This is a genomic window from Weizmannia sp. CD-2023 (assembly GCF_036225245.1).
GTDB classification, from domain to species: domain Bacteria; phylum Bacillota; class Bacilli; order Bacillales; family Bacillaceae_C; genus Weizmannia; species Weizmannia faecalis.
In genome coordinates this window covers 1-10,564 of record NZ_JARTJQ010000114.1, presented here as the reverse complement: position 1 = coordinate 10,564, position 10,564 = coordinate 1, and the positions used below count along the sequence as shown (strand labels likewise).

The following is a 10,564-nucleotide window of genomic DNA, read 5'->3' as shown; positions in this document are numbered from 1 at the left end:
AAGTGGAGGGTAGTTCACTCTGATTCCTTTAAAATAAAACATTATAGACAGGGGGCTGTTGAACCCATGAAAAATGTGGACACGCAGAGGGAAATTCTCCGTTTCAAGAACGGGCGGCTCGAACGGGCGCTGGATACAGTCGCAACGGAATTCCCGGTGACATTAAAAGTGAATGGGCAGGAATGGGTGACGATGGTGTGCACACCTGAATATATCGAGGACATGGCGGTCGGTTATCTTGTGTCGGAAAGGGTTGTCCGGCGCTATGAAGATATCCGCGACATCTGGACGGATGAAAAAGGAGGATTCGTCCATGTCCGGACCGATCATCTTAATCCTTATTACGAACAGCTGCAAAATAAACGTTATATCACCTCCTGCTGTGGAATGAGCAGGCAGGCGTTTGTTTTTGTCAATGATGCTCTGGCGGCGAAAAAAATGGACGGTGTGCACGTCCGAATTACAGTTGATGATTGTTTCCGGCTGATGGAAGCATTGCAGGAGAATGCCGAAGTGTTTAAAAAAACAGGGGGCGTCCATAATGCTGCGCTGTGCGATGCCGGCGGGATCCTTGTCAGCCGGATGGATATCGGCCGCCATAACGCGCTTGATAAAATTTACGGATATTGTTTGAAAAATCAGGTTTCCACAAAAGGGAAAATCCTTGCATTCAGCGGGCGCATTTCCTCGGAAATTTTATTGAAGACAGCCAAAATCGGCTGCGAGGTGATTTTATCGAAATCGGCACCCACCACACTCGCCCTGGAATCCGCTGAAGAACTCGGCATTACCACGATCGGCTTTATCCGCGGTGGGTCGATGAATATTTACACCTGCCCGGAACGGATTGCCGGTGTTGCCGCCCATGCCCGGTGATTGCCGGGTGTATACGATCGGAAAGGCACGGTTTGGGTTGGAAGAAAACGGGAAGACACGCTGGAAGGCGTGCTTCGGGACGGAACAGGGCCTTTGCCGGATGAGGAAAGGTTAAAATGGGCATTACCGAATTTGAAGAAAGCGCTGGTGCAGCCTGCTTGGCAAGGTTGACATTTCAAAATGTATATGGTAAAAATAACTTACAATTTGATGAATGAAGCGTCGAAAGGATCAAGTAGCTTCCTGTTGCTGCATACAAGAGAGCCGGTGGTTGGTGCGAACCGGTACAGGCAGGCGGCGAATTACACCCCGGAGCTTTTGCCGGATACGGCAGACGGCCCCCAGCCGTTATCCAAATGAGTGGAGAAGCAATTCTCAAGTTGGGTGGTAACGCGATACAATCGTCCCTTCGTTTTGGCGGAGGGGCGTTTTTCTGTTTTACAGGAAAAAGAAGGCAGCAACAGGTTCCTGCCCATTATCGCCGGATATAAGCCGGGCGCTGGAACCTGAATGCTGCCGGCATTTGAAATGGCACAAAAGGAGTGGTTTGAAATGGATTTACTCGAAGATTTAAAATGGCGGGGAATTGTTTACCAGCAGACAGACGAAGAAGGGCTCGCGGAGTTGCTTCAAAACCGGAAAGTGACCCTGTATTGCGGGATTGACCCGACAGGCGACAGCATGCATATCGGGCATCTTCTCCCGTACCTCACGCTGCGTCGCTTCCAGCAGGCGGGACACCGGCCGATTGTCGTGCTCGGCGGGGCAACCGGCATGATTGGCGACCCGAGCGGCAAGAAGGAAGAAAGAAAGCTGTTAACGGTTGAAAAGGTCAAGCAAAACGGCGAAGCATTGAGAAAACAGCTGGAACGATTTTTCGATTTTGACGGCGAGTCAGCCGCCATCATGGTCAATAACTATGACTGGCACGGCTCGATGGACCTTGTTACTTTCCTACGTGATTACGGAAAGCATATCGGCATCAACTACATGCTTGCAAAAGACACGATCGCATCACGGCTTGAAACCGGTATTTCGTTTACGGAATTTACATATACAATCCTCCAGGCCGTCGATTACTTTAACTTGTATAAACAATACAACTGCCGCCTGCAAATCGGCGGAAGCGACCAGTGGGGCAATATTACAAGCGGCCTTGAGCTGATCCGCAAGCTCGAACCGGAAGGAGAAAAAGCTTTCGGGCTTACCATTCCGCTTGTCACAAAAGCGGACGGCACAAAATTCGGGAAAACAGAAAGCGGCGCAGTCTGGCTCGATGCCGAGAAAACATCGCCATATGAGTTTTACCAGTTCTGGGTCAACACGGCTGACCTCGATGTCGTAAAATACTTGAAGTACTTCACCTTCTTGCCAAAAGAAGAAATCGAAGAGCTGGAAAAATCGGTTGAAACCGAACCGCATCTCCGCAAAGCCCAAAAAGCGCTGGCCGCGGAAATGACAAAACTGATCCATGGGGAGGAAGCATTGCAGCAGGCTTTGAATATTACGGAAGCATTGTTCAGCGGCAATGTGAAGAAACTGTCGGCTGAAGAAATGAAGCAGGGATTTAAAGATGTTCCGTCATTCCAGCTTGAAAGCGAAGAACAAAAGCAGCTTGTGGAGTTGCTCGTTGCCGCCAAAATCTCCCCGTCAAAACGCCAGGCACGCGAAGATATCCAAAACGGCGCCATTTACGTAAACGGTGACCGCGTAACGGATCTCGGGTTTGTGTTGCAGGAAAAGGACAAAATCGGCGGCGAATTTACCGTTATTAGAAGAGGGAAGAAAAAATACTTTTTAATTAAACATTGAGGATATTAAGGGATGCACAATGAAGATGCCTGAAATGTGCATCCCTTTTTTATTGCTCCGATCGCGGCTTGCCCTTCTTCGTTTTTCCCGGCGGGGGAAGTCAGCTCCCAATTCCAAATTTTTTCAGCTTCTGATACAGGGTGACCCTTGAAATGCCAAGTTCTTTTGCTGCGGCGGATTTGTTCCCGCCTGCTTTGCGCAATGCTTTTTCAATGAGCTGTTTTTCCATATTTTCTTTTTCCACAGGCAAAGTGCCGCTTTCCGGGATGGCACTTCCGGACGGTTGGGTTTCATTTCCCTGGAAAAAGCGGAGAAGGGAGGCGCGGTCAATAAACGGCTTTTCTGATAGGATCACCATCCGTTCCATTAAATTCCGGAGCTCCCGGACATTCCCTGGCCAATGATACGCTTGCAGGAAAGAAAGGGCATCAGGGGCGAGTTCCGGTTCAGGCATCTTGTACTGGACGGCAAATTGTTTCAGAAAGTAGCGGGCGAGGACAGGAATATCGTCTGTGCGCACCCTTAATGGCGGCATCGTAATTTGAATAACATTTAACCGGTAATAAAGGTCCGACCTGAATGTCTTTTCTTTCATCATTTTTTCAATGTCTTGGTTGGTGGCGGCAATAAAACGGACATTGATTTTCCTGCCCGAAGCGTCGCCAATGCGGTAAATCACTTTTTCCTGCAGCACGCGCAGCAGCTTCACCTGCATATCTAGCGGCAGTTCGCCGATTTCGTCCAAAAACAGCGTACCCCCGTCCGCTTCTTCAATTTTTCCCGCTTTTCCTTTTTTCTCCGCACCCGTAAACGTGCCAGGTTCATAGCCGAATAATTCGCTTTCAAACAGGGCGGAAGGGATCGAGCCGCAGTTCACCGGAATAAAAGGGCCGTTTTTCCGCGCGCTTGCTTCATGGATGGCGCGCGCGCATATTTCTTTCCCGGTGCCGGACTCGCCGAGAATAAGCGTGACGGCATCCGTTTTCGCCGCTTTCGCCGCAATTTGGATCGTATCCCGGAGCGCGCGGCTTTTCCCCTTTAATTTGGAAAAAGGCGTTTCTTCATAGCTTGTGTACATTTTTTGGCGCAGTTCATTCAGTTCTATGGAAGTGGAGACGAGATTGTCGTTCAGCCTAACAATCTGGGTGATATCGCGTTCCACGGATACCGCGCCGATCAGCCTGCCGCGGTTGTCAAAAATGGGCCGCGCATTGACGACGACATGCTTGTCGGGGCGGGGCCGATGATATTGGTCGGTAATACGGGCTTTTGTCCGCAGCACTTTGAGCACCATTAAATCATCATCGCGAAAAAAATCGGTAATTTTTTTGGTTAAGATCATTTCTTTTGGAATATTGTAGGTCCGGACGGCGGCATCATTCCAATAAATGACTTCCTTTTTTTCGTTTACGATCGTAATCGCATCATTTTCCGCCGATAATACCGCCTGCAAATAAGACAGTTCATTTGCCATTTCCGTCTTCCTCCCCTTTGTCGTGTAAAGGTATTGTACATTCGATTTACAATTGTGTAAATATATTGTACATAGAAAACGGTTTATTTTTTTGCGGATATAGGGAAACAGGGGTGTTCCGGAAGTTGGCATGATTCTTGCATGGTATTAAGCCAGAACGAGGATGAAGGAGGTTTTTTCATTGGTCTTGCCTTTTAAACATGAACCATTAACGGATTTTAACCAGCCTGAAAACGTACAGGCGTTTCAAGCGGCACTTGAAAAAGTGCGTGCGGAACTCGGGAAGGAGTACCCGCTTGTAATAAACGGAGAACGGATTTTTACAGAGGATAAGCTCGTATCCGTCAATCCTGCGAATAAAGAACAGGTTGTCGGGAAAGTTTCGAAAGCATCGAAAGAACTGGTTGACAAAGCTTTCGAAGGCGCCAATGAGGCATTTCGCAGCTGGCGGAAAATGGCACCCGAAGCGCGGGCGAATGTGCTGTTCAAAGCCGCTGCGATTGCGCGCCGCCGCAAACATGAGCTGTCGGCGTGGCTTGTGTTTGATGCCGGCAAGCCGTGGAGCCAGGCGGACGGGGATACGGCGGAAGGAATCGACTTTTTGGAATACTACGGCCGCCAGATGCTTGAGCTTGCAAAGGGGCAGGAAATGGAACAGCGTGAAAATGAGCACAACACTTATTTTTATCAGCCGATGGGGCCGGGGGTGACCATTCCGCCGTGGAATTTTGCTTTCGCCATTGTTTGCGGCACGACGGTTGCCCCGCTTGTTGCCGGGAACCCGGTTCTGCTGAAGCCTTCGGAAAGCACGCCTGTTATTGCATACAAACTCGTTGAAATTTTGGAAGAAGCGGGGGTTCCGAAAGGCGTGCTCCAGTTTGTGCCGGGCGATCCGGCAGAAATCGGCGATTACCTGGTGGATCATCCGTCTGCCCATTGGATTAACTTTACGGGTTCCAAAGCAACGGGCCTGCGCATTTATGAACGGGCTGCGAAAGTGCAGAAGGACCAGCACTTTTTAAAACGGGTCGTTGCTGAAATGGGCGGCAAAGATACGATTATTGTCGATAAAGAAGCGGATCTCGATCTCGCCGCAGATGCGATTGTCCAGTCGGCATTCGGTTTTTCCGGCCAGAAATGTTCAGCCTGCTCGCGGGCAGTCGTGCATGAAGACGTATATGAAGAAGTGCTCGAAAAGGCGATCGCCCTTGCGAAAAACGTAACCGTCGGCGACCCGTCCGAAGAAAATGTGTACATGGGTGCTGTCATTAACGAAAAGCAGTTTAACAAGATTAAAAGTTATATAGAAATCGGCAAAGAAGAGGGCAAACTCGTCTTTGGCGGGGAAACGGATGGTGAAAAAGGATTTTTCGTTTACCCGGCGATTTTTAAAGATGTAAATCCAAAGGCACGGATCATGCAGGAAGAAATTTTCGGGCCGGTTGTCGCTTTTGCGAAAGGAAAAGATTTTGACGAACTGCTTGAAATTGCCAATAATACGGAATACGGGCTGACAGGCGCCGTCATTTCGAAAAACAGGGAGCATTTGGAACGCGCCCGGTACGAATTCCATGTCGGCAACCTGTATTTTAACCGGGGATGCACGGCGGCCGTTGTCGGTTACCAGCCGTTCGGCGGTTTTAAAATGTCCGGTACCGATTCGAAAGCGGGCGGCCCGGATTATTTGAAGCTGTTTATGGAAGCAAAGTCTGTATCGGAAATGTTTTAACGGGAGGAAAGGCGATATGGCAAATTTGACGAGGGATTTTTTCATCGGCCTTTCAAACAGCAGGTTTTTAAATAAAAGTGCGCAAAAATGGGGTTTTCGGTTCGGTGCTGAAAAATTTGTTGCGGGGACGGATATTGATTCCGTCACCCGGACCATCCGGGAAATGAATGCCCGCGGAATCAGCTGCACCGTTGACAATCTGGGCGAATTCGTATCGGAAAAATCGGAAGCGGCATCGGCGAAACAGCGCATCCTGCAAATGCTGGACAGGATCCATGAGGAGAACCTGGACTGCCATATCTCGGTGAAACTGACCCAGCTCGGGCTGGATATTGACCGCACGTTTTGCCTGCAAAATATGGAAGACATTTTGGCGCGTGCAGCGGAATACGGGATTTTCATCAATATTGACATGGAAGATTATACCCATTTTCATGCTACAATAGAGGTGTTGAAAACCCTGCTTGAAACGTACCAAAATGTCGGGACAGTCATCCAGGCGTATTTGCGCAACGCCGAAGCGGTTATGGATGAACTGAAGGATGTCCGGCTCAGGATTGTAAAGGGCGCTTACAAAGAAAGCGAGACAGCCGCTTTTCAGTCAAAAGCGGAAATTGACCGGAACTATGTAAAGCTTGTAAAAAAACGGCTGCTCGGCGAGGCATATACGTCCATTGCCACCCATGACCACCACATCATTCGCGAACTGGAAGCATTTATTGAAGAAAACCAAATCCCACACAGCCGGTTTGAGTTTCAGATGCTGTACGGATTTCGCCAGGAGATGCAGTATGAACTGGCGAAAAAATACCATTTCACGACGTACATGCCGTTCGGAAATGACTGGTTCGGCTATTATATGCGGCGCCTTGCCGAACGCCCGCAAAATGTGAACCTTATTGTAAAGGATGCACTGTATACAAAAGATAATAAATTGAAAAAAGAACCGCTTCTCACCGCTGCCCTGACCGCTTCGCTTTTCATGCTGTGGCGACGCAAAAGGAAGAGGTAAGAAAAAGGCCGCTCCGCAAAGCAACCGTGCCCCGGGCGGCCTTTTCTATTTCATTTTGTTGATTTGTATTTCTATCCCGGCCGCGCCGTGCCTAACCCGGCATGGGCAAGCTATCAGCAAATCGTGCCGCAACAGCGGAAACCAATGGCACAGACCCATCTCTGCTCATTTTCCCGTCCGGTTAAGGGGTCCATCCTTCTAACCGTCCCGCAATTTGTCGAATAAATGATGTGGACTTTTGGGAAATTTTTTCTATACAATGAATCTGAATATTGAAAAAGAAAAATGAACCATGAAGCCCGCCGCGGGGATTCCGAAAGCGAAAGCCGTGGTGCGCACACAAAACATTTATAGGGAGGGCTATGACCATGACACGGCCGATTTTTAAATACGTTCGTACGATATTTGTGTTGCTTCCCATTATACTTTGCTGTTCGTCTTTTGATGCCTCGGTCATCATGATTTGGTCAAGGCTGAGGGACGCTGCTTTGCTATTCTCTTTGGCGTTGGCATGGCCAGACTGTATCTCATGTTTAACTTGGTTGCCGGGATGGCTTGCTGAACAACCGGTTACCTTCAGAATATAAAAAACCCCGGAACCACAGCGGTTTCGGGGTTTTACACATTACCTTGAGTAGAACTCGACGATTAACGATTCGTTAATTTCAGCCGGCAGTTCCGAGCGTTCAGGGAGGCGGCTGTAAGTCCCTTCAAGCTTGTCTGCATCAAAAGAAAGGTAATCCGGCACAAAAGTTGTCGTTTCGATCGCTTCTTTGATGACATCCAAGTTGCGGGATTTTTCGCGCACGCCGATCGTTTGCCCCGGTTCTACACGGTAAGACGGGATATCGACGCGTTTGCCGTCAACGAGAATATGCCCATGGTTTACGAGCTGGCGTGCCTGGCGGCGTGTGCGGGCCAAACCCAGACGGTAAACAAGGTTGTCAAGGCGTGATTCCAAAAGCACCATGAAGTTTTCACCATGTTTCCCTTGCATTTTGCCGGCTTTCAAGAAAGTGTTATGGAATTGGCGTTCATTTAAGCCGTACATATGGCGAAGCTTTTGTTTTTCCTGCAATTGCAAGCCGTATTCAGACAATTTTCTGCGCTGATTCGGGCCGTGCTGCCCGGGTGCATAAGGGCGCTTCTCCAATTCTTTTCCGGTACCGCTTAAAGAAATCCCGAGACGGCGGGACAATTTCCAGCTTGGACCTGTATAACGAGCCATGAAAGACTCCTCCTTTGTTTTTATTTTGTTGTAAAATAAAAACAGATATCATGGACACTTCTTCATGCGTATTTTGTTTTCATGTACCATCGCCCCAGCAGCAGAGGGTTACACGATACACCTTGCATTCAGGCAAGGAACAAAATACAAACACAAAGCCGTCCAATAAGGCTGCATTATTTTACACAACGTTGATTATATGTTTTCAGAGAAAAAAAGTCAACAACAAATGCAAATCGGGATGCCATGCCAAAAAAATTTTACATACCGGTTTTGCCGGGTTCATAACAGGACTTAAGATACAACACATACTGTATATCGGTCAGGCGGGCTGTACATTTATAGTACTTTTGCATTATAATGGTATTAATTTGACCGGTTTTTACATTTTTACGTCTCCCGTGCGGTTTTTTGTTTTAAAATTCTTCATTTTCAAGGTTCACACTTTTTAGTGCTTTTTTTCGGTTTTATACGGAAACAGGGTCAGGGTGATTAGGAAATGGAAAAAAAGAAAGAAAATCATTTAATCCTATATTATAAGTCCCGTTTACTGGATTTAATGAATCTTGAGGCAGCAAGCAGCCTGGATGACTGGGTGGCGGTCGTGGCGGATGTGCTCAGCGCCGATCATATCGTATATTATAAGCCGGACAGCGAAAACACGAAGTTCTACAAAATATGCAGCTTTTATAATCCTTTCCGGCATGACGTCGAACTCGTCGTGCCCTCCGGAAAAATCAAAGCTTTAAAAACAGCCTCCCAGGTTGTCACAAATGGGAAACTGAAAAAGGATCCTTATTTAAAACAGTTTAACATTGCCTTTTTTATTCCGGAAAAAAACATGGAGGACGGCTGCCTGCTTCTTTCCATTCCAAACAGGCTGTTCGGGGAGCTGTCTGACGCGGATTTGCAGGCGTTTGTCAGGGAAAGCCGGAACTTCCTGCAGCTGAAGTATGAGTTGTCTGTTGTCGAAGCCGACAGAAAGCGTTACATCGAATTATTCCAAGTGACGGGAAAATTCCATTCTTCCATGGATACGGATACGATCCTTGCAGAAATCATTTACACGCTGAAAAGGCTGTACCCGGTTTTTGACTACACCTTAATGCTGTCGGACGATTACCACCACAATCTTGATTTGCCGATCAAGTCGCTGCAATATGATGCGGTCGACGAAATGGCGCTCGAATCATATGTAAACGGCCAGGTCCACCTTGCCACGGTATGGCAGACAAACGAAACGATGCTTTATGCGCCACTAAGGGGAAAGCAGGGCGTGTATGGCGTGCTGCAGGTCATCACTTTTGCCAACTATGAATTTAACCGCAGCGATTTGGAATTTATCAGCCTGCTGGCCAATACGGCGGGAAGTGCGCTTGAAAATGCCAAGCTGTACCAGCAGTCGATGCAGTCCATTGAAGAACTCCGCCTGATCAATTCGGTTTCCCGCCAGTTAAATAAAAGCGCGAATTTAAAAGAAACCATCGATTTTTTAATGAAACAGATCTCCAGTTCATTTGATACCCAGGCAATCGGGTTCGTGATGATGGAGAATGGGAAAATTGACCTGCTTGAAGGCAGCAGCCCCATTTTTGAAGAAAAGGAAGGCGCCCGTTATCTTGAATTTGCAAACCGTTCTTTTGCCGAAACGAAAGAATCCCTGTTTATCAGCAATTTAAACCGGCGCTTTCCCGGCAGGAACTATCGTTTTTCTTCGCTGATGGCTGTCCCGATTATCCAGGAAGATGATTTAAAGGGGTTTTGCCTTGTTCTTCATGAAGCGCCTTACCATTTTTCTTTCGACAGGTTCAAACTTTTTCAGTCGCTTATTTATCAGTCGGGCATGGCCTTAACCAACTCCATGCTTCGCGAGCGGCTTGAAAAAATGGTGATTACCGATCATCTCACCCAGCTGTTTGCCAAAAATTACTTGAACAGCCGGATGGAAACTTCTATCGGTGAAGATGAGCAGGGCACGCTGATTTTGCTCGATATTGATGACTTTAAAAAAGTCAATGATACATACGGCCATCAAACCGGGGATGAAATTTTGATCCAGGTTGCAAAGCTGATCAAAGAAAACATTCGTTCAACCGATATCGGAGCAAGATGGGGCGGAGAGGAAATGGCGATTTATCTTCCCGGCGTGCCGCTTCAAACAGGGGTGCAGGTCGCCAAAAGGGTGCTTGCGGCTGTTCGGAAAAATACAAATCCTCCGGTTACCATTTCCTGCGGGGTGTCGTACTGGAATAAAGAGATGAATGAAACGGTGGAGTCCCTCTTTAACAGGGCGGACGCCGGATTGTACCATGCGAAAAGCCTCGGGAAAAACCAGGTTGTCATCAGCGATATGGAAATGAAAACCAATTAGGGCGCACTGCAGCTGATTTCTTTTGTCAGCCGCCTTTAAAACCCCCCTTGCCGGATCCGGCA

7 protein-coding genes and 1 other annotated feature are annotated in these 10,564 nt (G+C 48.0%); of the genes, 5 read left to right on the top strand and 2 right to left on the bottom strand.

From position 1 onward, the window contains the following. The first annotated feature begins 66 nt into the window (after nucleotides 1–66). Entirely contained in the window at nucleotides 67–876 is an 810-nt protein-coding gene (fdhD, locus tag P9687_RS15930) for a formate dehydrogenase accessory sulfurtransferase FdhD (protein ID WP_014097714.1), read from the top strand. Between the two features lie 213 nt (nucleotides 877–1,089). Further along, nucleotides 1,090–1,288: a binding site (T-box leader), on the top strand. 140 nt (nucleotides 1,289–1,428) lie between these two features. After that, nucleotides 1,429–2,688: a tyrosine--tRNA ligase gene (tyrS, locus tag P9687_RS15925; protein WP_026104603.1), complete on the top strand. Its 1,260-nt coding sequence runs from the start codon at nucleotides 1,429–1,431 to the stop codon at nucleotides 2,686–2,688. A gap of 100 nt (nucleotides 2,689–2,788) precedes the next feature. Here the strand turns inward: tyrS and P9687_RS15920 are convergent, their stop codons facing one another. After that, entirely contained in the window at nucleotides 2,789–4,162 is a 1,374-nt protein-coding gene (locus P9687_RS15920; RefSeq protein ID WP_014097716.1) for a sigma-54 interaction domain-containing protein, read from the bottom strand. A 181-nt stretch (nucleotides 4,163–4,343) separates the two neighbouring features. Between P9687_RS15920 and pruA the strand changes: the two genes are divergently transcribed. Together pruA and P9687_RS15910 are read left to right on the top strand one after the other, a co-directional pair. Continuing rightward, the gene (gene pruA, locus P9687_RS15915; RefSeq protein WP_014097717.1) at nucleotides 4,344–5,891 is read left to right on the top strand and encodes an L-glutamate gamma-semialdehyde dehydrogenase; all 1,548 of its coding nucleotides are present in this window, start codon (nucleotides 4,344–4,346) and stop codon (nucleotides 5,889–5,891) included. A gap of 16 nt (nucleotides 5,892–5,907) precedes the next feature. Next, the gene (locus P9687_RS15910; protein ID WP_017554570.1) at nucleotides 5,908–6,903 is read left to right on the top strand and encodes a proline dehydrogenase family protein; all 996 of its coding nucleotides are present in this window, start codon (nucleotides 5,908–5,910) and stop codon (nucleotides 6,901–6,903) included. A gap of 625 nt (nucleotides 6,904–7,528) precedes the next feature. Here the strand turns inward: P9687_RS15910 and rpsD are convergent. Then, nucleotides 7,529–8,131, bottom strand: coding sequence for a 30S ribosomal protein S4 (rpsD, locus tag P9687_RS15905; protein ID WP_013859951.1), 603 nt, complete (start codon nucleotides 8,129–8,131; stop codon nucleotides 7,529–7,531). A gap of 499 nt (nucleotides 8,132–8,630) precedes the next feature. Here rpsD and P9687_RS15900 point away from each other — a divergent pair, with 499 nt between their 5' ends. After that, the gene (locus P9687_RS15900) at nucleotides 8,631–10,502 is read left to right on the top strand and encodes a sensor domain-containing diguanylate cyclase (protein WP_035188427.1); all 1,872 of its coding nucleotides are present in this window, start codon (nucleotides 8,631–8,633) and stop codon (nucleotides 10,500–10,502) included. The last annotated feature ends 62 nt before the right edge of the window (nucleotides 10,503–10,564 follow it).

Bases quoted from the DNA above. Each gene is read 5' to 3' on its own strand.
- fdhD (WP_014097714.1), top strand. From the start codon at position 67: ATGAAAAATGTGGACACGCAGAGGGAAATTCTCCGTTTCAAGAACGGG.
- tyrS (WP_026104603.1), top strand. From the start codon at position 1,429: ATGGATTTACTCGAAGATTTAAAATGGCGGGGAATTGTTTACCAGCAG.
- P9687_RS15920 (WP_014097716.1), bottom strand. From the start codon at position 4,162: ATGGCAAATGAACTGTCTTATTTGCAGGCGGTATTATCGGCGGAAAAT.
- P9687_RS15910 (WP_017554570.1), top strand. From the start codon at position 5,908: ATGGCAAATTTGACGAGGGATTTTTTCATCGGCCTTTCAAACAGCAGG.
- rpsD (WP_013859951.1), bottom strand. From the start codon at position 8,131: ATGGCTCGTTATACAGGTCCAAGCTGGAAATTGTCCCGCCGTCTCGGG.
- P9687_RS15900 (WP_035188427.1), top strand. From the start codon at position 8,631: ATGGAAAAAAAGAAAGAAAATCATTTAATCCTATATTATAAGTCCCGT.